Annotated in this window: 12 protein-coding genes, 6 tRNA genes, 2 rRNA genes and 1 pseudogene; 19 read left to right on the top strand and 2 right to left on the bottom strand. The window is 51.2% G+C overall.

The window, feature by feature from the left end; genetic code table 11:
• Window positions 1-58 precede the first annotated feature (58 nt).
• From HV261_RS01240 to birA, 6 genes are all read left to right on the top strand, one after another.
• Window positions 59-135 (top strand) — tRNA-Ile (locus HV261_RS01240).
• A 105-nt stretch (window positions 136-240) separates the two neighbouring features.
• Window positions 241-316, top strand: a tRNA-Ala gene (locus tag HV261_RS01235).
• Between the two features lie 205 nt (window positions 317-521).
• Window positions 522-3428 (top strand): 23S ribosomal RNA (locus HV261_RS01230).
• A 98-nt stretch (window positions 3429-3526) separates the two neighbouring features.
• Window positions 3527-3642, top strand: a 5S ribosomal RNA gene (gene rrf / locus HV261_RS01225).
• Window positions 3643-3875: 233 nt separating this feature from the next.
• Window positions 3876-4904 (top strand): UDP-N-acetylmuramate dehydrogenase, encoded by a 1029-nt coding sequence (murB, locus tag HV261_RS01220; RefSeq protein WP_202037220.1) that lies wholly within the window; start codon window positions 3876-3878, stop codon window positions 4902-4904.
• Complete coding sequence (gene birA / locus HV261_RS01215; RefSeq protein ID WP_137381307.1) at window positions 4901-5863, top strand: bifunctional biotin--[acetyl-CoA-carboxylase] ligase/biotin operon repressor BirA; 963 nt, start codon at window positions 4901-4903, stop codon at window positions 5861-5863. Before murB ends, birA begins: the two co-directional genes overlap by 4 nt.
• A 35-nt stretch (window positions 5864-5898) precedes the next feature.
• Here the strand turns inward: birA and coaA are convergent, their stop codons facing one another.
• Both coaA and HV261_RS27575 read right to left on the bottom strand, forming a co-directional pair.
• Complete coding sequence (gene coaA / locus HV261_RS01210) at window positions 5899-6849, bottom strand: type I pantothenate kinase (RefSeq protein ID WP_202037219.1); 951 nt, start codon at window positions 6847-6849, stop codon at window positions 5899-5901.
• A 290-nt stretch (window positions 6850-7139) separates the two neighbouring features.
• Window positions 7140-7220, bottom strand: a pseudogene (locus tag HV261_RS27575) (hypothetical protein); the annotation flags it as partial.
• A gap of 19 nt (window positions 7221-7239) precedes the next feature.
• Between HV261_RS27575 and HV261_RS01205 the strand changes: the two are divergent.
• From HV261_RS01205 to rpoC, 13 genes are all read left to right on the top strand, one after another.
• Window positions 7240-7315: transfer RNA gene (locus tag HV261_RS01205), tRNA-Thr, on the top strand.
• Between the two features lie 8 nt (window positions 7316-7323).
• Window positions 7324-7408, top strand: a tRNA-Tyr gene (locus HV261_RS01200).
• Between the two features lie 115 nt (window positions 7409-7523).
• Window positions 7524-7598, top strand: a tRNA-Gly gene (locus HV261_RS01195).
• A gap of 5 nt (window positions 7599-7603) precedes the next feature.
• Window positions 7604-7679, top strand: a tRNA-Thr gene (locus HV261_RS01190).
• A 118-nt stretch (window positions 7680-7797) separates the two neighbouring features.
• Window positions 7798-8982, top strand: a complete 1185-nt coding sequence (gene tuf, locus HV261_RS01185; RefSeq protein ID WP_003031109.1) for an elongation factor Tu — start codon at window positions 7798-7800, stop codon at window positions 8980-8982.
• Window positions 8983-9210: 228 nt separating this feature from the next.
• On the top strand, window positions 9211-9594 hold the full coding sequence (gene secE / locus HV261_RS01180) for a preprotein translocase subunit SecE (protein ID WP_003033128.1): 384 nt from the start codon (window positions 9211-9213) through the stop codon (window positions 9592-9594).
• A 1-nt stretch (window position 9595) separates the two neighbouring features.
• Window positions 9596-10141 (top strand): transcription termination/antitermination protein NusG, encoded by a 546-nt coding sequence (nusG, locus tag HV261_RS01175; RefSeq protein WP_003033125.1) that lies wholly within the window; start codon window positions 9596-9598, stop codon window positions 10139-10141.
• 155 nt (window positions 10142-10296) lie between these two features.
• Window positions 10297-10725 (top strand): 50S ribosomal protein L11, encoded by a 429-nt coding sequence (gene rplK / locus HV261_RS01170; protein ID WP_003033122.1) that lies wholly within the window; start codon window positions 10297-10299, stop codon window positions 10723-10725.
• 3 nt (window positions 10726-10728) lie between these two features.
• On the top strand, window positions 10729-11436 hold the full coding sequence (rplA, locus tag HV261_RS01165) for a 50S ribosomal protein L1 (RefSeq protein ID WP_005132897.1): 708 nt from the start codon (window positions 10729-10731) through the stop codon (window positions 11434-11436).
• A gap of 418 nt (window positions 11437-11854) precedes the next feature.
• A complete protein-coding gene (rplJ, locus tag HV261_RS01160; RefSeq protein WP_005132895.1) occupies window positions 11855-12352 on the top strand; it encodes a 50S ribosomal protein L10 in 498 nt (165 codons plus the stop codon).
• Window positions 12353-12418: 66 nt separating this feature from the next.
• On the top strand, window positions 12419-12784 hold the full coding sequence (gene rplL, locus HV261_RS01155) for a 50S ribosomal protein L7/L12 (protein WP_202037218.1): 366 nt from the start codon (window positions 12419-12421) through the stop codon (window positions 12782-12784).
• Window positions 12785-13104: 320 nt separating this feature from the next.
• The gene (rpoB, locus tag HV261_RS01150; protein WP_003033111.1) at window positions 13105-17133 is read left to right on the top strand and encodes a DNA-directed RNA polymerase subunit beta; all 4029 of its coding nucleotides are present in this window, start codon (window positions 13105-13107) and stop codon (window positions 17131-17133) included.
• Window positions 17134-17209: 76 nt separating this feature from the next.
• Window positions 17210-21433: a DNA-directed RNA polymerase subunit beta' gene (rpoC, locus tag HV261_RS01145; protein WP_005132891.1), complete on the top strand. Its 4224-nt coding sequence runs from the start codon at window positions 17210-17212 to the stop codon at window positions 21431-21433.
• Window positions 21434-21493: the final 60 nt, after the last annotated feature.

Raw genomic sequence — 21493 nt, 5'->3', positions numbered from 1 at the left:
CGTACTTTGTAGTGCTCACACAGATTGTCTGATGAAAATTAGCAGTAAAAATCTCTGCAGGCTTGTAGCTCAGGTGGTTAGAGCGCACCCCTGATAAGGGTGAGGTCGGTGGTTCAAGTCCACTCAGGCCTACCAAATTTTTGCTGATGCTGCGTTGCGGCGACACTCACATACTTCAGTATGCTTCGTGTCACCACGCCTTGCTTCAACAAAAATTAAGGTGAATGAGATAACTACGATGGGGCTATAGCTCAGCTGGGAGAGCGCCTGCTTTGCACGCAGGAGGTCTGCGGTTCGATCCCGCATAGCTCCACCATCTTTACTGCAAAAAACCAAGAAAACTTCAGAGTGTACCTGAAAAGGTTCACTGCGAAGTTTTGCTCTTTAAAAATCTGGATCAAGCTGAAAATTGAAACGACACACTGTTTCATTTCTCCGTAATAAGAAATGAAAAGCGGTGTGTTCGAGTCTCTCAAATTTTCGCAACACGATGTGTTTTACGAAACATCTTCGGGTTGTGAGGTTAAGCGACTAAGCGTACACGGTGGATGCCCTGGCAGTCAGAGGCGATGAAGGACGTGCTAATCTGCGATAAGCGTCGGTAAGGTGATATGAACCGTTATAGCCGGCGATTTCCGAATGGGGAAACCCAGTGTGTTTCGACACACTATCATTACGTGAATACATAGCGTAATGAAGCGAACCGGGGGAACTGAAACATCTAAGTACCCCGAGGAAAAGAAATCAACCGAGATTCCCCCAGTAGCGGCGAGCGAACGGGGAGCAGCCCAGAGTCTGAATCAGCATGTGTGGTAGTGGAACGGTCTGGAAAGTCCGACGGTACAGGGTGATAGTCCCGTACACAAAATCGCATGTGTTGTGAACTCGAAGAGTAGGGCGGGACACGTGGTATCCTGTCTGAATATGGGGGGACCATCCTCCAAGGCTAAATACTCCTGACTGACCGATAGTGAACCAGTACCGTGAGGGAAAGGCGAAAAGAACCCCGGCGAGGGGAGTGAAAAAGAACCTGAAACCGTGTACGTACAAGCAGTGGGAGCCTCTTTATGGGGTGACTGCGTACCTTTTGTATAATGGGTCAGCGACTTATATTCTGTAGCAAGGTTAACCGAATAGGGGAGCCGAAGGGAAACCGAGTCTTAACTGGGCGTTAAGTTGCAGGGTATAGACCCGAAACCCGGTGATCTAGCCATGGGCAGGTTGAAGGTTGGGTAACACTAACTGGAGGACCGAACCGACTAATGTTGAAAAATTAGCGGATGACTTGTGGCTGGGGGTGAAAGGCCAATCAAACCGGGAGATAGCTGGTTCTCCCCGAAAGCTATTTAGGTAGCGCCTCGTGAATTCATCTTCGGGGGTAGAGCACTGTTTCGGCTAGGGGGTCATCCCGACTTACCAACCCGATGCAAACTGCGAATACCGAAGAATGTTATCACGGGAGACACACGGCGGGTGCTAACGTCCGTCGTGAAGAGGGAAACAACCCAGACCGCCAGCTAAGGTCCCAAAGTCACAGTTAAGTGGGAAACGATGTGGGAAGGCACAGACAGCCAGGATGTTGGCTTAGAAGCAGCCATCATTTAAAGAAAGCGTAATAGCTCACTGGTCGAGTCGGCCTGCGCGGAAGATGTAACGGGGCTAAACTGTGCACCGAAGCTGCGGCAGCGACACTATGTGTTGTTGGGTAGGGGAGCGTTCTGTAAGCCGTTGAAGGTGTCCTGTGAGGGGTGCTGGAGGTATCAGAAGTGCGAATGCTGACATAAGTAACGATAATGCGGGTGAAAAACCCGCACGCCGGAAGACCAAGGGTTCCTGTCCAACGTTAATCGGGGCAGGGTGAGTCGACCCCTAAGGCGAGGCCGAAAGGCGTAGTCGATGGGAAACAGGTTAATATTCCTGTACTTGGTGTTACTGCGAAGGGGGGACGGAGAAGGCTATGTTAGCCGGGCGACGGTTGTCCCGGTTTAAGCATGTAGGCGGGAAGTTTAGGTAAATCCGGACTTCTTTTAACGCTGAGGTGTGATGACGAGGCACTACGGTGCTGAAGTAACAAATGCCCTGCTTCCAGGAAAAGCCTCTAAGCATCAGGTAACATCAAATCGTACCCCAAACCGACACAGGTGGTCAGGTAGAGAATACCAAGGCGCTTGAGAGAACTCGGGTGAAGGAACTAGGCAAAATGGTGCCGTAACTTCGGGAGAAGGCACGCTGATATGTAGGTGAAGTGATTTACTCATGGAGCTGAAATCAGTCGAAGATACCAGCTGGCTGCAACTGTTTATTAAAAACACAGCACTGTGCAAACACGAAAGTGGACGTATACGGTGTGACGCCTGCCCGGTGCCGGAAGGTTAATTGATGGGGTTATCCGTAAGGAGAAGCTCTTGATCGAAGCCCCGGTAAACGGCGGCCGTAACTATAACGGTCCTAAGGTAGCGAAATTCCTTGTCGGGTAAGTTCCGACCTGCACGAATGGCGTAATGATGGCCAGGCTGTCTCCACCCGAGACTCAGTGAAATTGAACTCGCTGTGAAGATGCAGTGTACCCGCGGCAAGACGGAAAGACCCCGTGAACCTTTACTATAGCTTGACACTGAACACTGGTCCTTGATGTGTAGGATAGGTGGGAGGCTTTGAAGTGTGGACGCCAGTCTGCATGGAGCCGACCTTGAAATACCACCCTTTAATGGCTGGTGTTCTAACGTAGACCCGTAATCCGGGTTGCGGACAGTGTCTGGTGGGTAGTTTGACTGGGGCGGTCTCCTCCTAAAGAGTAACGGAGGAGCACGAAGGTTAGCTAATCCTGGTCGGACATCAGGAGGTTAGTGCAAAGGCATAAGCTAGCTTGACTGCGAGAGTGACGGCTCGAGCAGGTGCGAAAGCAGGTCTTAGTGATCCGGTGGTTCTGAATGGAAGGGCCATCGCTCAACGGATAAAAGGTACTCCGGGGATAACAGGCTGATACCGCCCAAGAGTTCATATCGACGGCGGTGTTTGGCACCTCGATGTCGGCTCATCACATCCTGGGGCTGAAGTAGGTCCCAAGGGTATGGCTGTTCGCCATTTAAAGTGGTACGCGAGCTGGGTTTAGAACGTCGTGAGACAGTTCGGTCCCTATCTGCCGTGGGCGCTGGAGAATTGAGGGGGGCTGCTCCTAGTACGAGAGGACCGGAGTGGACGCATCACTGGTGTTCGGGTTGTCATGCCAATGGCATTGCCCGGTAGCTAAATGCGGAAGAGATAAGTGCTGAAAGCATCTAAGCACGAAACTTGCCCCGAGATGAGTTCTCCCTGAGATTATAAGTCTCCTGAAGGAACGTTGAAGACGACGACGTTGATAGGTCGGGTGTGTAAGTGTAGCGATACATTGAGCTAACCGATACTAATGAACCGTGAGGCTTAACCTTACAACGCCGAAGGTGTTTTGGCGAAAGACAGACATCGAAATTCAGCTTGATTACAGATTACATCAGAACGCAAAAAGCGGTCTGATAAACAGAATTTGCCTGGCGGCTGTAGCGCGGTGGTCCCACCTGACCCCATGCCGAACTCAGAAGTGAAACGCCGTAGCGCCGATGGTAGTGTGGGGTCTCCCCATGCGAGAGTAGGGAACTGCCAGGCATCAAATAAGTGAAGAAGCCCATCCTGACGGATGGGCTTTTTTGCGTCTGCGTGTTTTTCCGGAAACAGGCGGATGAACCGGACTGAATGTATGTTGTAGGCCTGATAAGCGCAGCGCATCAGGCACATCGCGGCACCATCGGGTGCAAAGCAATACCCTGAGCCTCCATAACACAAGCCATCCTGTGGCATATGCGGTAAACTAAGCGCGATTTTGCATCAGGAAAGCGTCTATGAATCACTCCCTTAAAGCCTGGAATACCTTCGGCATCGATCAGCAAGCTAACGAACTTGTCTGCGCCGAAAATGAGCAACAATTATTGAATGCCTGGCAATCAGCCAATGCATCACATCATCCAGTACTGATCCTGGGCGAGGGGAGTAACGTCCTGTTTCTTGATACCTTCCATGGCACGGTAATCGTCAACCGTATCAAGGGGATAGAGATTACTGAACAACCTGATGCGTGGCATTTACACGTAGGGGCTGGTGAGAACTGGCATCATCTGGTACAGCATACAATGCAGCTTGGTATGCCTGGACTGGAAAACCTGGCGCTTATTCCCGGCTGTGTTGGCTCATCGCCAATCCAGAACATTGGTGCTTATGGTGTGGAACTTCAGCGCGTCTGCGAATACGTGGACTGCGTAGAGCTTTCGACCGGCAAACATCTGCGCGTTAACGCCGCAGAATGTCGATTTGGTTACCGTGACAGCATCTTTAAGCATGAGTACCAGGATCGTTTCGCGATTGTAGCCGTTGGTCTGCGCTTGTCTAAACAGTGGCAGCCCGTTTTGACTTACGGTGACCTGACGCGTCTGGATCCCGCAACCGTGACGCCTCAGCAGATTTTTGATTCTGTCTGCCATATGCGCACAACAAAGCTACCCGATCCGAAAGTTAACGGTAATGCGGGTAGCTTCTTTAAAAACCCGGTTGTTACAGAGCATGTTGCGCAGGAACTGCTGGCCAAATTCCCGACTGCACCTCATTACCCGCAGGTAGATGGTTCAGTGAAACTGGCTGCCGGCTGGCTTATCGATCAATGCCAGCTAAAAGGCATGCGTATTGGTGGTGCAGCTGTACATCAGCAGCAAGCACTGGTACTGATCAATGCAGACCGTGCGACCAGTCAGGATGTGGTGCAACTAGCGCATCATGTACGGCAAAACGTCGGTGAAAAATTCAATGTCTGGCTCGAGCCGGAGGTCAGATTTATCGGCCCACAGGGTGAAGTGAATGCTGTGGAGATCATCGCATGAAGGATAATACCGTCCCCCTGACGCTCATCTCATTATTGGCTGATGGTGAATTCCATTCAGGTGAGCAACTCGGTGAAAAACTGGGAATGAGTCGTGCAGCGATTAACAAACACATCCAGACGTTACGCGACTGGGGCGTTGATGTATTTACTGTTCCAGGTAAAGGCTACAGCTTACCAGAGCCCATCCAGCTACTAGACTCATCCGTTATTCATTCTCAGCTGGGCGGCGGAAATATCACTGTTCTACCCGTAATCGATTCAACCAACCAGTATCTGCTGGATCGAATTGGGCAACTGGCATCCGGAGATGCCTGCGTGGCGGAGTATCAGCAGGCTGGTCGTGGCCGGCGTGGGCGTAAATGGTTTTCGCCATTTGGTGCTAACCTGTATCTCTCTATGTTCTGGCGCCTGGAGCAGGGCCCGGCAGCGGCGATTGGCCTGAGTCTGGTCATTGGTATCGTCATGGCTGAGGTTTTACGCGATCTGGGGGCGGATAAAGTCCGTGTCAAATGGCCTAATGATCTCTACCTGCTCGATCGAAAACTGGCCGGTATATTGGTTGAGCTCACCGGGAAGACTGGTGATGCCGCGCAAATTGTTATTGGTGCCGGCATTAACATGTCTATGCGTCGGGTCGAAGAGAATGTGGTTAATCAGGGGTGGATTAACCTACAGGAAGCAGGCATAAACATTGACCGTAATACTCTTGCGGCTCGGCTGATCCGCGAGCTTCGTGCTGCGCTGATACTGTTTGAGCAAGAGGGGTTGGTGCCTTATTTATCACGCTGGAAGGTACTTGATAACTTTATCAACCGCCCGGTTAAACTCATTATTGGTGATAAAGAAATATTTGGTATCTCGCGGGGAATAGATGCTCAAGGTGCACTATTGCTTGAGCAGAATGGTGAGATAAAGCCATGGATGGGCGGAGAAATATCGCTCAGAAGTGCAGAATAATAAGAAGAAGGGGAGCATCGGCTCCCCTTTTTTATTTATTTTCTTAACCTGACTTGCTCAACGGCATGATTGGCGCTTTTGGTCATAATCAAGCTGGCTCTTTCACGAGTTGGCAAAATATTTTGCTTTAAATTCAGCCAGTTAATTTCTTTCCATAGCGATGTGGCGGTGTTGATTGCCTCGTCTTCCGACAATTTCGCATAGTTATGGAAATAAGAGTCTGGGTTGGTAAATGCCCCTTCGCGGAATTTCAGGAAGCGGTTGATATACCACGTCTGGAGTAATTCTTCTGGCGCATCAACATAAATAGAAAAGTCGACAAAGTCAGAAACAAATACATGATGCGGGTCGTGGGGGTAATCCATTCCGCTTTGTAATACATTTAACCCTTCGAGAATCAATATATCCGGCTGGGCAACCGTTTTGTCGCCATCAGGGATCACATCATAGATCAGATGAGAATAGACCGGGGCAGTGACGTTAGGGACGCCTGACTTTAGGTCGGAAACAAATTTTACCAGACGGTGCATATCATAAGACTGGGGGAAGCCTTTCTTCTTCATGAGTCCGCGTTCTTTCAACACCTGGTTTGGGTGAAGGAAACCATCGGTCGTAATCAGCTCAACTTTGCGGTGCTCTGGCCAGCGGCTCAGCAGTGCCTGCAAAACGCGCGCGGTTGTACTTTTACCCACCGCAACACTGCCTGCAATACTAATGATATAAGGAATACGCTGGCCGTTTGTGCCTAAAAATTGCTCCAGAACAGCCTGGCGTCGCAGGTTTGAACTGATGTAAAAATTTAGCAAACGCGATAGAGGCAAATAAATCTCAGCAACTTCTTCCAGCGATAAGTCTTCGTTAATGCCTTTCAGACGAGCAATCTCTTCCTCGGTCAGGGTCATCGGCACTGAATCACGAAGCGCAGCCCACTGGTTGCGATCAAACTGTAGGTAAGGCGACGTTAACGCTTGCTCTTTTATACTCATACGCATGGTCTGGCTGTCATTGCTATATCAGGTCAGTGATAAAAAACGAAATCATCCCCGGCACGCAATGGCACGCACATTTCAGTTAATTTGGACAATGGGCAGGAGGGTAACACCAGATGAGGGGGAATAATAAGAAAAAATCGTCCCCTGAAAAGCATTGTGACGAGTATTCCAGATGTATAAAGATGTGCTTTCTCTCTGCCCGGACGTGAATAACGGAGCAAAACCCTCTCCGGTTATAACGCCCAACGTTGGAAATTTGTGCAATTCAGACAAGAAATAGATTATTTATCGGACGTATAGTGCAAAATGTGAGCGGAAGAACATTTTATGCAATTTTTTAGTTGCATGAGCACGCAGGTATCCATAAAATGCGCGCTACTTGATGCCGACTTAGCTCAGTAGGTAGAGCAACTGACTTGTAATCAGTAGGTCACCAGTTCGATTCCGGTAGTCGGCACCATCAAGTCCGGTGGGGTTCCCGAGCGGCCAAAGGGAGCAGACTGTAAATCTGCCGTCACAGACTTCGAAGGTTCGAATCCTTCCCCCACCACCACTTTCTGGCAGCGCTATCGCCGCCTGAGTTGGTTAAAAAATTTAATCAGCTCAAACATAAAAGAGAGAAATCTCTTTTTTGTTACAGAAAGAACTGGGTAGCCGAGTTTCAGGATGCGGGCATCGTATAATGGCTATTACCTCAGCCTTCCAAGCTGATGATGCGGGTTCGATTCCCGCTGCCCGCTCCAGACGTGCTGATATGGCTCAGTTGGTAGAGCGCACCCTTGGTAAGGGTGAGGTCCCCAGTTCGACTCTGGGTATCAGCACCACTTCACTTCTCCTTCCCGTTTCTCTCTGTTTACTTTTAAAAGCATTCAACAGCTCAGGTATATTGCCTGGTTGATGTGGTGATATCACCGATTTATCCGTGTCTTAGAGGGACAATCGATGTCTAAAGAAAAATTTGAACGTACTAAACCGCACGTTAACGTCGGTACTATCGGCCACGTTGACCATGGTAAAACAACGCTGACCGCTGCAATCACTACCGTTCTGGCTAAAACCTACGGCGGTGCTGCTCGCGCATTCGATCAGATCGATAACGCGCCGGAAGAAAAAGCACGTGGTATCACCATCAACACTTCTCACGTTGAATATGACACCCCGACTCGCCACTACGCACACGTAGACTGCCCGGGCCACGCCGACTATGTTAAAAACATGATCACCGGTGCTGCGCAGATGGACGGCGCGATCCTGGTTGTTGCTGCGACTGACGGCCCGATGCCGCAGACTCGTGAGCACATCCTGCTGGGTCGTCAGGTAGGCGTTCCATACATCATCGTGTTCCTGAACAAATGCGACATGGTTGATGACGAAGAGCTGCTGGAACTGGTAGAAATGGAAGTTCGTGAACTTCTGTCTCAGTACGATTTCCCGGGCGACGACACGCCGATCGTTCGTGGTTCTGCTCTGAAAGCGCTGGAAGGCGAAGCAGAGTGGGAAGCGAAAATCATCGAACTGGCTGGCTTCCTGGATTCTTACATCCCAGAACCAGAGCGTGCGATTGACAAGCCGTTCCTGCTGCCTATCGAAGACGTATTCTCCATCTCCGGTCGTGGTACCGTTGTTACCGGTCGTGTAGAACGCGGTATCATCAAAGTTGGTGAAGAAGTTGAAATCGTTGGTATCAAAGAGACTGCTAAGTCTACCTGTACTGGCGTTGAAATGTTCCGCAAACTGCTGGACGAAGGCCGTGCTGGTGAGAACGTTGGTGTTCTGCTGCGTGGTATCAAACGTGAAGAAATCGAACGTGGTCAGGTACTGGCTAAACCAGGCTCTATCAAGCCGCACACCAAGTTCGAATCTGAAGTTTATATCCTGTCCAAAGATGAAGGCGGCCGTCATACTCCGTTCTTCAAAGGCTACCGTCCGCAGTTCTACTTCCGTACTACTGACGTGACGGGTACCATCGAACTGCCGGAAGGCGTAGAGATGGTAATGCCGGGCGACAACATCAAAATGGTTGTTACCCTGATCCACCCGATCGCGATGGACGACGGTCTGCGTTTCGCAATCCGTGAAGGCGGCCGTACCGTTGGCGCGGGCGTTGTTGCCAAAGTAATGAGCTAATTGCCGATAACATTTGACGCAATGCGCAATAAAAGGGCATCATTTGATGCCCTTTTTGCACGCTTTCACACCAGAACCTGGCTCATCAGTGATTTTTTTTGTCATAATCATTGCTGAGACAGGCTCTGAAGAGGGCGTTTAGTCCGAAACGCACCAGAGCATTTCGGTTTGGATCGCCTCGCTTACGCGGGGTGAAAATGTTTGTAGATACTTCTGACAGGTTGGTTTATGAGTGCGAATACCGAAGCTCAAGGAAGCGGGCGCGGCCTGGAAGCGATGAAGTGGGTTGTTGTCGCTGTATTGCTGCTTGTAGCTATCGTTGGCAACTACCTCTATCGTGACATGATGCTGCCGCTGCGTGCGCTGGCCGTAGTGATTCTGATTGCCGCAGCGGGTGGTGTCGCGCTGTTGACGACAAAAGGTAAAGCGACCGTTGCTTTTGCCCGTGAAGCGAGAACCGAAGTCCGTAAGGTCATTTGGCCAACTCGCCAGGAAACGCTGCACACCACGCTGATCGTTGCTGCGGTCACTGCGGTAATGTCACTGATCCTGTGGGGACTGGATGGTATTCTGGTTCGCCTGGTATCCTTTATCACTGGCCTGAGGTTCTAAGATGTCTGAAGCCCCTAAAAAGCGCTGGTACGTCGTTCAGGCGTTTTCCGGTTTTGAAGGCCGCGTAGCGACCTCGCTGCGTGAGTATATCAAGTTACAAAATATGGAAGAGTTGTTTGGTGAAGTCATGGTGCCGACCGAAGAAGTGGTCGAAATCCGTGGCGGCCAGCGTCGCAAAAGCGAGCGTAAATTCTTCCCGGGCTATGTACTGGTCCAGATGGTAATGAATGATGCAAGCTGGCACCTGGTGCGCAGCGTGCCGCGTGTGATGGGCTTTATCGGCGGTACATCTGACCGTCCGGCACCTATCAGCGACAAAGAAGTTGATGCGATCATGAACCGCTTGCAGCAGGTTGGTGATAAGCCACGTCCGAAAACGATGTTTGAGCCAGGTGAAATGGTTCGTGTTAGCGACGGTCCGTTCGCTGACTTTAACGGTGTGGTTGAAGAAGTGGATTACGAGAAGTCTCGTCTGAAAGTTTCCGTGTCTATCTTCGGTCGCGCGACTCCAGTTGAACTGGACTTCGCTCAGGTTGAAAAAGCCTAACACGTCGATCAAAAAAGCGACGATTTAATCGTTGCACAAGGCGCGAGATTGGAATACAATTTCGCGCCTTTTGTTTTTATGGATTCTGTCCGTAAAACGAATTTAATCACGGGGAGCCTCCTTGAGGCGCTATAACCCAACTAGAGGAATTTAGAATGGCTAAGAAAGTCCAAGCCTATGTCAAGCTGCAGGTTGCAGCTGGTATGGCTAACCCGAGCCCGCCGGTAGGTCCAGCACTGGGTCAACAAGGCGTGAACATCATGGAATTCTGCAAAGCGTTCAACGCAAAAACTGATTCCATGGAAAAAGGTCTGCCGATCCCGGTTGTTATCACCGTTTACGCTGACCGTTCTTTCACTTTCGTTACCAAAACGCCTCCGGCAGCAGTTCTGCTGAAGAAAGCGGCTGGTATCAAGTCTGGTTCCGGTAAGCCGAACAAAGACAAAGTGGGTAAAATTTCCCGCGCTCAGCTGCAGGAAATCGCGCAGACCAAAGCTGCCGACATGACTGGTTCCGACATTGAAGCGATGACTCGCTCCATTGAAGGTACTGCACGTTCCATGGGCCTGGTAGTGGAGGACTAAGAAATGGCTAAACTGACCAAGCGCATGTCCGTGATCCGTGACAAAGTTGATGCTACTAAGCAGTACGACATCAACGAAGCTATCGCTCTGCTGAAAGAGCTGGCCACTGCTAAATTCGTAGAAAGCGTGGACGTTGCTGTTAATCTCGGCATCGACGCACGTAAATCTGACCAGAACGTACGTGGTGCAACTGTACTGCCGCACGGTACTGGCCGTTCCGTTCGCGTAGCCGTATTTACCCAGGGCGCAAACGCTGAAGCTGCTAAAGCTGCAGGCGCTGAGCTGGTAGGTATGGAAGATCTGGCTGACCAGATCAAAAAAGGCGAAATGAACTTTGACGTTGTTATTGCTTCCCCGGATGCAATGCGCGTTGTTGGCCAGCTGGGCCAGGTTCTGGGTCCGCGTGGCCTGATGCCAAACCCGAAAGTTGGTACCGTAACGCCGAACGTTGCTGAAGCAGTTAAGAACGCTAAAGCAGGTCAGGTTCGTTACCGTAACGACAAAAACGGCATCATCCACACTACCATCGGTAAAGTGGATTTTGACGCTGACAAACTGAAAGAAAACCTGGAAGCTCTGCTGGTTGCGCTGAAAAAAGCGAAACCGACTCAGGCTAAAGGCGTGTACATCAAGAAAGTTAGCATCTCCACCACCATGGGTGCTGGTGTTGCCGTTGATCAGTCCGGTCTGACTGCGACTGTGGCGAACTAATATTCGCCTTTACGTGGGCGGTGATTTTGTCTACAATCTTACCCCCACGTTTCTGTTTAAATAAACAGAACTCTATGCGAGTCATTTGAATTGTAGCAAGGCAGCAATTGAGTGAATCGCCGGGAGTGTAGTTAACTACATGATCGGTGTGAACGAGAGCAGCTAACGCGGCTACAGTTCAAAGGCCGAAGTCATAGACAAGATTTGTTCGTTGGAGCCTGGCCTATCCAGGCCTCCGTCGAAGACCGCAGGTGTTTCGTAAGAAACTTAATGCCCTGCGTAGACGGTGACAGAACGCTAAGATTATTTCTGATACTCTGGCTTGTTTCTGCTCACCGTATTTAGACGCTCTTTCCGTTGGGAAGAGTGAAGTGAGTTCCGGAACATGAGTTCCGGCAAACATCCAGGAGCAAAGCTAATGGCTTTAAATCTTCAAGACAAACAAGCGATTGTTGCTGAAGTCAGCGAAGTAGCCAAAGGCGCGCTGTCTGCAGTAGTTGCGGATTCCCGTGGCGTAACTGTAGATAAAATGACTGAACTGCGTAAAGCAGGTCGTGAAGCTGGCGTATACATGCGTGTTGTTCGTAACACCCTGCTGCGCCGCGTCGTTGAAGGTACTCAGTTCGAGTGCCTGAAAGACACGTTTGTTGGTCCGACCCTGATTGCATACTCTATGGAACACCCGGGCGCAGCTGCTCGTCTGTTCAAAGAGTTCGCGAAAGCGAATGCAAAATTTGAGGTCAAAGCCGCAGCCTTTGAAGGTGAGTTGATTACGGCGTCGAATATCGATCGTCTGGCAACTCTGCCAACCTACGAAGAAGCAATTGCACGCCTGATGGCAACCATGAAAGAAGCTTCGGCTGGCAAACTGGTTCGTACTCTGGCTGCTGTACGCGATGCGAAAGAAGCTGCTTAATCGCAGTTATCTTACTCAAGCATCTGCTTACGTATAAACTTATTCTGATTTTCAGGAACAATTTAAATGTCTATCACTAAAGATCAAATCATTGAAGCAGTATCCGCTATGTCCGTAATGGACGTTGTAGAACTGATTTCTGCAATGGAAGAAAAATTCGGTGTTTCCGCTGCTTCTGCTGTAGCTGTAGCTGCTGGCCCGGCTGAAGCTGCTGAAGAAAAAACTGAATTCGACGTAATTCTGAAAGCTGCTGGCGCTAACAAAGTTGCTGTTATCAAAGCAGTACGTGGCGCAACTGGCCTGGGTCTGAAAGAAGCTAAAGACCTGGTAGAATCTGCTCCGGCTGCCCTGAAAGAAGGCATCAGCAAAGACGACGCAGAAGCACTGAAAAAATCTCTGGAAGAAGCTGGCGCTGAAGTTGAAGTTAAATAAGCCAACTTTTCTGGTTGCAGCCTAAGAAATTAGGCTGATGGCTGGTGACTTTTTAGTCACCAGCCTTTTTGCGCTGTAAGGCGCCAGTAGCATTTCACACTGTTTGACTACTGCTGTGCCTTTCAATGCTTGTTTCTATCGACGCCTTAATATACTGCGACAGAGCGTCAGTTCTGTGTAAATCGCAATGAAATGGTTTAAGCGTGATAGCAACAGGCATTGCGGAAAGTATTCGATTTTCCGGTCAACAAAATAGTGTTGCACAAACTGTCCCTTCGTCGGACAGATGGGTCGACTTGTCAGCGAGCTGAGGAACCCTAATGGTTTACTCCTATACCGAGAAAAAACGTATTCGTAAGGATTTTGGTAAACGTCCACAAGTGTTGGACATACCTTATCTCCTTTCTATCCAGCTTGACTCGTTTCAGAAGTTCATCGAGCAAGATCCTGAAGGGCAGTATGGTCTGGAAGCAGCTTTCCGTTCCGTTTTCCCGATTCAGAGCTACAGCGGTAATTCCGAGCTGCAATACGTCAGCTACCGCCTTGGCGAACCGGTGTTTGACGTTCAGGAATGTCAGATCCGTGGCGTGACCTATTCCGCACCGCTGCGCGTAAAACTGCGTCTGGTGATCTACGAGCGCGAAGCGCCGGAAGGCACCGTAAAAGACATTAAAGAACAAGAAGTCTACATGGGCGAAATTCCGCTCATGACTGACAACGGTACCTTTGTAATCAATGGTACTGAGCGTGTTATCGTTTCTCAGCTGCACCGTAGTCCTGGCGTCTTCTTTGACTCCGACAAAGGTAAAACCCACTCTTCGGGTAAAGTGCTGTATAACGCGCGCATCATCCCTTACCGTGGTTCCTGGCTGGACTTCGAATTCGATCCGAAGGACAACCTGTTCGTACGTATTGACCGTCGCCGTAAACTGCCTGCGACCATTATTCTGCGTGCACTGAACTACACCACTGAGCAGATCCTTGACCTGTTCTTTGAGAAAGTTGTTTTCGAAATTCGCGACAACAAGCTGCAGATGGAACTGGTGCCGGAACGCCTGCGTGGTGAAACCGCCTCCTTTGACATTGAAGCTAACGGCAAAGTCTACGTCGAAAAAGGCCGCCGCATCACTGCGCGCCACATTCGCCAACTGGAAAAAGACGATATCAAACATATCGAAGTTCCGGTTGAATACATTGCTGGTAAAGTTGCGGCTAAAGACTACGTTGACGAATCTACTGGCGAGCTGATCTGCGCAGCTAACATGGAGCTGAGCCTGGATCTGCTGGCTAAGCTGAGCCAGTCTGGTCACAAGCGTATCGAAACGCTGTTCACTAACGATCTGGACCACGGTCCGTACATTTCTGAAACTGTACGTGTTGACCCAACCAACGATCGTCTGAGCGCACTGGTAGAAATCTACCGCATGATGCGTCCTGGTGAGCCGCCGACTCGTGAAGCTGCTGAAAGCCTGTTCGAGAACCTGTTCTTCTCCGAAGACCGCTATGACCTGTCTGCGGTTGGTCGTATGAAGTTCAACCGTTCTCTGCTGCGCGACGAAATCGAAGGTTCCGGTATCCTGAGCAAAGACGACATCATCGAAGTGATGAAGAAGCTCATCGATATCCGTAACGGTAAAGGCGAAGTCGATGATATCGACCACCTCGGCAACCGTCGTATCCGTTCCGTAGGCGAAATGGCGGAAAACCAGTTCCGCGTTGGCCTGGTACGTGTTGAGCGTGCGGTGAAAGAGCGTCTGTCTCTGGGCGATCTGGATACCCTGATGCCTCAGGATATGATCAACGCCAAGCCGATTTCTGCAGCAGTGAAAGAGTTCTTTGGTTCCAGCCAGCTGTCTCAGTTTATGGACCAGAACAACCCGCTGTCTGAGATTACGCACAAACGTCGTATCTCTGCACTCGGCCCAGGCGGTCTGACCCGTGAACGTGCAGGCTTCGAAGTTCGAGACGTACACCCGACTCACTACGGTCGCGTATGTCCAATCGAAACGCCTGAAGGTCCGAACATCGGTCTGATCAACTCCCTGTCCGTGTATGCACAGACTAACGAATACGGCTTCCTCGAGACTCCGTACCGTAAAGTGACCGACGGTGTTGTCACTGACGAAATTCATTACCTGTCTGCTATCGAAGAAGGCAACTACGTTATCGCTCAGGCGAACTCCAACCTGGATGACGAAGGCCACTTTGTAGAAGATCTGGTTACCTGCCGTAGCAAAGGCGAATCCAGCTTGTTCAGCCGCGACCAGGTTGACTACATGGACGTATCCACCCAGCAGGTGGTATCCGTCGGTGCGTCCCTGATCCCGTTCCTGGAACACGATGACGCCAACCGTGCATTGATGGGTGCGAACATGCAACGTCAGGCGGTTCCGACTCTGCGCGCTGATAAGCCGCTGGTTGGTACCGGTATGGAACGTGCTGTTGCCGTTGACTCCGGTGTTACTGCAGTTGCTAAACGTGGCGGTACTGTTCAGTACGTGGATGCTTCCCGTATCGTTATCAAAGTTAACGAAGACGAGATGTACCCGGGCGAAGCAGGTATCGACATTTATAACCTGACCAAATACACCCGTTCTAACCAGAACACCTGTATCAACCAGATGCCTTGTGTATCTCTGGGCGAGCCGGTTGAACGTGGTGATGTGCTGGCAGACGGTCCGTCCACCGACCTCGGTGAACTGGCGCTGGGTCAGAACATGCGCGTGGCATTCATGCCATGGAATGGTTACAACTTCGAAGACTCCATCCTCGTATCCGAGCGTGTTGTCCAGGAAGACCGTTTCACTACCATCCACATTCAGGAACTGGCATGTGTGTCCCGTGACACCAAGCTGGGGCCAGAAGAGATCACCGCTGACATCCCGAACGTGGGTGAAGCTGCGCTCTCCAAACTGGATGAATCCGGTATCGTTTATATCGGTGCGGAAGTGACCGGTGGCGACATTCTGGTTGGTAAGGTAACGCCGAAAGGTGAAACCCAGCTGACGCCAGAAGAGAAGCTGCTGCGTGCAATCTTCGGTGAGAAAGCGTCTGACGTTAAAGACTCTTCTCTGCGCGTGCCAAACGGTGTTTCCGGTACGATTATCGACGTTCAGGTCTTTACTCGCGATGGCGTAGAAAAAGACAAACGTGCGCTGGAAATCGAAGAGATGCAGCTGAAGCAGGCGAAAAAAGACCTGTCTGAAGAACTGCAGATCCTCGAAGCTGGCCTGTTCAGCCGTATCTACGCTGTGCTGGTTTCCGGTGGTGTTGAAGCTGAGAAGCTCGACAAACTGCCGCGTGACCGCTGGTTAGAACTCGGCCTGACCGACGAAGAGAAACAGAATCAGCTGGAGCAACTGGCTGAGCAGTACGACGAACTGAAACACGAATTCGAGAAAAAACTCGAAGCGAAACGCCGTAAAATCACTCAGGGCGACGATCTGGCACCGGGCGTGCTGAAGATTGTTAAGGTTTATCTGGCGGTTAAACGTCGGATCCAGCCTGGTGATAAGATGGCAGGTCGTCACGGTAACAAGGGTGTAATCTCTAAGATCAACCCGATCGAAGATATGCCACACGATGCTAACGGTACGCCGGTAGATATCGTACTGAACCCGCTGGGCGTACCATCGCGTATGAACATCGGTCAGATCCTTGAAACCCACCTGGGTATGGCTGCAAAAGGTATCGGCGATAAGATCAACGCCATGCTGAAACAGCAGCAGGAAGTCGCGAAACTGCGCGAATTCATCCAGCGTGCTTACGATCTGGGTTCAGATGTTCGTCAGAAAGTTGACCTGAATACCTTCAGCGATGAAGAAGTTCTGCGTCTGGCTGAAAACCTGAAAAAAGGTATGCCGATCGCAACGCCGGTATTCGACGGTGCGAAAGAGTCTGAAATCAAGGAACTGTTACAGCTGGGTGGCCTGCCGACTTCCGGTCAGATCACACTGTTCGACGGTCGTACCGGTGAGCAGTTCGAGCGCCAGGTTACCGTTGGCTACATGTACATGCTGAAACTGAACCACCTGGTTGATGACAAGATGCATGCGCGTTCTACCGGTTCTTACAGCCTGGTTACTCAGCAGCCGCTGGGTGGTAAGGCGCAGTTCGGTGGTCAGCGCTTCGGGGAGATGGAAGTGTGGGCGCTTGAAGCATATGGCGCAGCATACACCCTGCAGGAAATGCTCACCGTTAAGTCTGATGACGTGAACGGTCGTACTAAGATGTATAAAAACATCGTGGACGGCAACCATCAGATGGAACCAGGCATGCCGGAATCCTTCAACGTACTGTTGAAAGAGATTCGTTCGCTGGGTATCAACATCGAGCTGGAAGACGAGTAACTCTCGATCAAACAGGTCACTGGTGCTGGCTTAACCGCCAGCGCCAGATTGTGCTAACTCCGACGGGAGCAAATCCGTGAAAGATTTATTAAAGTTTCTGAAAGCGCAGACTAAAACCGAAGAGTTTGATGCGATCAAAATTGCGCTGGCCTCGCCAGACATGATCCGTTCATGGTCTTTCGGTGAAGTTAAGAAGCCGGAAACCATTAACTACCGTACGTTCAAACCTGAGCGTGACGGCCTTTTCTGCGCCCGTATCTTTGGGCCGGTAAAAGACTATGAGTGCCTGTGCGGTAAGTACAAGCGCCTGAAACACCGTGGTGTGATCTGTGAGAAGTGCGGCGTTGAAGTGACTCAGACTAAAGTACGCCGTGAGCGTATGGGCCACATCGAGCTGGCGTCTCCGACTGCTCACATCTGGTTCCTGAAATCTCTGCCGTCCCGTATCGGTCTGCTGCTCGATATGCCACTGCGTGATATCGAACGCGTACTGTACTTCGAATCTTATGTGGTTATCGAAGGCGGTATGACTAACCTGGAACGTCAACAGATCCTGACTGAAGAGCAGTATCTGGACGCGCTGGAAGAGTTCGGTGACGAATTCGACGCGAAGATGGGTGCGGAAGCTATTCAGGCCCTGCTGAAGAGCATGGATCTGGAGCAAGAGTGTGAAACTCTGCGCGAAGAGCTGAACGAAACCAACTCCGAAACCAAGCGTAAGAAGCTGACCAAGCGTATCAAACTGCTGGAAGCCTTCGTACAGTCTGGCAACAAGCCAGAGTGGATGATCCTGACCGTTCTGCCGGTTCTGCCGCCGGATCTGCGTCCGCTGGTTCCGCTGGATGGTGGTCGTTTCGCAACGTCGGATCTGAACGATCTGTATCGTCGCGTTATCAACCGTAACAACCGTCTGAAGCGTCTGCTGGATCTGGCTGCGCCGGACATCATCGTACGCAACGAAAAACGTATGCTGCAGGAAGCGGTTGACGCCCTGCTGGATAACGGTCGTCGCGGTCGTGCGATCACCGGTTCTAACAAACGTCCTCTGAAATCTTTGGCCGACATGATCAAAGGTAAGCAGGGTCGTTTCCGTCAGAACCTGCTCGGTAAGCGTGTTGACTACTCCGGTCGTTCTGTAATCACCGTAGGTCCATACCTGCGTCTGCATCAGTGCGGTCTGCCGAAGAAAATGGCACTGGAACTGTTCAAACCGTTCATCTACGGCAAGCTGGAACTGCGAGGACTCGCCACCACCATCAAAGCCGCTAAGAAAATGGTTGAGCGTGAAGAAGCTGTCGTTTGGGATATTCTGGACGAAGTTATCCGCGAACACCCGGTACTGCTGAACCGTGCACCAACACTGCACCGTCTGGGTATCCAGGCATTTGAACCGGTACTGATCGAAGGTAAAGCTATCCAGCTGCACCCGCTGGTTTGTGCGGCATATAACGCCGACTTCGATGGTGACCAGATGGCTGTTCACGTACCGCTGACGCTGGAAGCCCAGCTCGAAGCGCGTGCGCTGATGATGTCTACCAACAACATCCTGTCCCCGGCGAACGGCGAACCAATCATCGTTCCGTCTCAGGACGTTGTATTGGGTCTGTACTACATGACCCGTGACTGTGTTAACGCCAAAGGCGAAGGCATGGTGCTGACTGGCCCGAAAGAAGCTGAGCGTATTTATCGCGCAGGTCTGGCCTCTCTGCATGCGCGCGTTAAAGTGCGTATCACCGAATACGAAAAAGATGAAAACGGCGAATTCGTAGCGAAAACCAGCCTGAAAGACACGACCGTTGGCCGTGCCATTCTGTGGATGATCGTACCGAAAGGTCTGCCTTTCTCCATCGTCAACCAGGCGCTGGGCAAGAAAGCTATCTCCAAAATGCTGAACACCTGTTACCGCATTCTGGGCCTGAAGCCGACCGTTATCTTCGCTGACCAGACCATGTACACCGGCTTTGCTTATGCAGCGCGTTCAGGTGCATCTGTTGGTATTGATGACATGGTCATCCCAGAGAAGAAACACGAGATCATCTCTGAAGCAGAAGCTGAAGTTGCTGAGATCCAGGAGCAGTTCCAGTCTGGTCTGGTAACCGCAGGCGAACGCTATAACAAAGTTATCGATATCTGGGCTGCGGCGAACGATCGTGTATCCAAAGCGATGATGGATAACCTGCAAACTGAAACTGTTATTAACCGTGACGGCGTAGAAGAGCAGCAGGTTTCCTTCAACAGCATCTACATGATGGCCGACTCCGGTGCGCGTGGTTCTGCAGCACAGATTCGTCAGCTGGCCGGTATGCGTGGTCTGATGGCGAAGCCAGATGGCTCCATCATCGAAACGCCAATCACCGCGAACTTCCGTGAAGGTCTGAACGTACTCCAGTACTTCATCTCCACTCACGGTGCGCGTAAAGGTCTGGCGGATACCGCACTGAAAACAGCGAACTCCGGTTATCTGACTCGTCGTCTGGTTGACGTCGCGCAGGATCTGGTCGTTACTGAAGACGATTGTGGCACGCTGGAAGGCATCACCATGACCCCGGTTATCGAGGGTGGTGACGTTAAAGAGCCGCTGCGCGATCGCGTTCTGGGTCGTGTGACTGCTGAAGACGTTCTGAAGCCGGGTACGGCGGATATTCTGGTTCCTCGCAATACGCTGCTGCACGAACAGTGGTGTGACCTGCTGGAAGAGAACTCCGTTGACTCCGTCAAAGTCCGTTCCGTTGTATCCTGTGACACCGACTTTGGTGTATGTGCGCACTGCTACGGTCGTGACCTGGCGCGTGGCCACATCATCAACAAAGGTGAAGCAATCGGTGTTATCGCGGCACAGTCCATCGGTGAACCGGGTACACAGCTGACCATGCGTACGTTCCACATCGGTGGTGCGGCATCTCGTGCGGCTGCTGAATCCAGCATCCAGGTGAAAAACAAAGGTAGCATCCGTCTGAGCAATGCGAAGTCGGTTGTGAACTCCAGCGGTAAACTGGTTATCACCTCACGTAACACCGAACTGAAACTGATCGACGAATTCGGCCGTACCAAAGAAAGCTATAAAGTGCCTTACGGCTCCGTTATGGCGAAAGGTGATGGCGAACAGGTTGCTGGCGGCGAAACCGTAGCAAACTGGGATCCGCATACCATGCCGGTTATCACCGAAGTGAGTGGTTTCGTCCGCTTCACTGACATGATCGACGGCCAGACCATTACTCGTCAGACCGACGAGCTGACCGGTCTGTCTTCTCTGGTGGTTCTGGATTCTGCAGAGCGTACTGCGGGTGGTAAAGACCTGCGTCCGGCACTGAAAATTGTTGATGCTCAGGGCAACGACGTTCTGATCCCAGGCACCGATATGCCTGCTCAGTACTTCCTGCCGGGTAAAGCGATTGTTCAGCTGGAAGATGGCGTACAGATCAGCTCTGGTGACACCCTGGCGCGTGTACCGCAGGAATCCGGCGGTACCAAGGATATCACCGGTGGTCTGCCGCGCGTTGCGGACCTGTTCGAAGCACGTCGTCCGAAAGAGCCGGCAATCCTGGCTGAAATCAGCGGCATCATTTCCTTCGGTAAAGAAACCAAAGGGAAACGTCGTCTGGTTATCACTCCGGTAGATGGCAGCGAACCGTACGAAGAGATGATTCCGAAATGGCGTCAGCTCAACGTGTTCGAAGGTGAACGTGTAGAACGTGGTGACGTTGTTTCCGACGGTCCGGAAGCGCCGCACGACATCCTGCGTCTGCGTGGTGTACATGCTGTAACTCGTTACATCGTTAACGAAGTTCAGGACGTATACCGTCTGCAGGGTGTTAAGATTAACGATAAACACATCGAAGTTATCGTTCGTCAGATGCTGCGTAAAGCCACCATCGAAAATGCGGGTAGCTCCGACTTCCTCGAAGGCGAGCAGGTTGAATACTCTCGCGTCAAGATCGCTAACCGCGAGCTGGAAGCGAACGGCAAAGTGGGTGCAACATTCTCCCGCGATCTGCTGGGTATCACCAAAGCGTCTCTGGCAACCGAGTCCTTCATCTCTGCAGCATCGTTCCAGGAAACCACGCGTGTCCTGACCGAAGCCGCTGTTGCAGGTAAACGTGATGAACTGCGCGGTCTGAAAGAGAACGTCATCGTGGGTCGTCTGATCCCGGCTGGTACCGGTTATGCGTACCACCAGGATCGTATGCGCCGCCGCGCAGCAGGCGAACTGCCAGCTGCACCGCAGGTCACTGCTGAAGATGCTTCTGCCAGCCTGGCAGAACTGTTGAACGCAGGTCTGGGCGGTTCTGATAACGATTAATCGTTGTTGACCCTAATAAAAAACCCGCTTCGGCGGGTTTTTTTATATCTATGTTTATCC

Origin of the sequence: Citrobacter sp. RHBSTW-00671 (genome assembly GCF_014103415.1) — a bacterium.
Lineage (GTDB): Bacteria > Pseudomonadota > Gammaproteobacteria > Enterobacterales > Enterobacteriaceae > Citrobacter.
Note: the sequence above shows the minus strand (reverse complement) of the source record. Positions and strands in the feature narration are given on the sequence as shown.

Excerpts from the sequence above, each read along its gene's own strand:
- birA (WP_137381307.1), top strand. The coding sequence starts at position 4,901 with ATGAAGGATAATACCGTCCCCCTGACGCTCATCTCATTATTGGCTGAT.
- rplA (WP_005132897.1), top strand. The coding sequence starts at position 10,729 with ATGGCTAAACTGACCAAGCGCATGTCCGTGATCCGTGACAAAGTTGAT.
- rplL (WP_202037218.1), top strand. The coding sequence starts at position 12,419 with ATGTCTATCACTAAAGATCAAATCATTGAAGCAGTATCCGCTATGTCC.
- murB (WP_202037220.1), top strand. The coding sequence starts at position 3,876 with ATGAATCACTCCCTTAAAGCCTGGAATACCTTCGGCATCGATCAGCAA.
- rplJ (WP_005132895.1), top strand. The coding sequence starts at position 11,855 with ATGGCTTTAAATCTTCAAGACAAACAAGCGATTGTTGCTGAAGTCAGC.
- coaA (WP_202037219.1), bottom strand. The coding sequence starts at position 6,849 with ATGAGTATAAAAGAGCAAGCGTTAACGTCGCCTTACCTACAGTTTGAT.
- tuf (WP_003031109.1), top strand. The coding sequence starts at position 7,798 with ATGTCTAAAGAAAAATTTGAACGTACTAAACCGCACGTTAACGTCGGT.
- secE (WP_003033128.1), top strand. The coding sequence starts at position 9,211 with ATGAGTGCGAATACCGAAGCTCAAGGAAGCGGGCGCGGCCTGGAAGCG.
- nusG (WP_003033125.1), top strand. The coding sequence starts at position 9,596 with ATGTCTGAAGCCCCTAAAAAGCGCTGGTACGTCGTTCAGGCGTTTTCC.
- rplK (WP_003033122.1), top strand. The coding sequence starts at position 10,297 with ATGGCTAAGAAAGTCCAAGCCTATGTCAAGCTGCAGGTTGCAGCTGGT.
- rpoB (WP_003033111.1), top strand. The coding sequence starts at position 13,105 with ATGGTTTACTCCTATACCGAGAAAAAACGTATTCGTAAGGATTTTGGT.